This is a genomic window from Shewanella sp. P1-14-1 (assembly GCF_001401775.1).
GTDB lineage: Bacteria > Pseudomonadota > Gammaproteobacteria > Enterobacterales > Shewanellaceae > Shewanella > Shewanella japonica.
The window spans coordinates 1-239 of the sequence record NZ_LKTL01000132.1 but is presented as its reverse complement, the minus strand read 5'-3'; the positions used below and the strand labels follow the sequence as shown (position 1 = coordinate 239).

Sequence of the window (239 nt, the reverse complement as noted above, 5' to 3'; positions counted from 1 at the left end):
CCGATGATAGTGTGGGGTCTCCCCATGTGAAAGTAGGTCATCGCCAAGCGCCTAATTTACTCGAAAGAGTAGCTTTATCACGATAAAGCGAGTCTACTAACCTTGACAAGTTAGCGACTTAAAAAGCATTTAGCATTACGCGTAAGCATTTTGCTAAAGGAGCGGTAGTTCAGTTGGTTAGAATACCGGCCTGTCACGCCGGGGGTCGCGGGTTCGAGTCCCGTCCGCTCCGCCAACAT

1 tRNA gene is annotated in these 239 nt (G+C 49.8%); it reads left to right on the top strand.

The window, feature by feature from the left end:
• The first annotated feature begins 158 nt into the window (after positions 1-158).
• A tRNA-Asp gene (locus tag AN944_RS21245) sits at positions 159-235 on the top strand.
• The last annotated feature ends 4 nt before the right edge of the window (positions 236-239 follow it).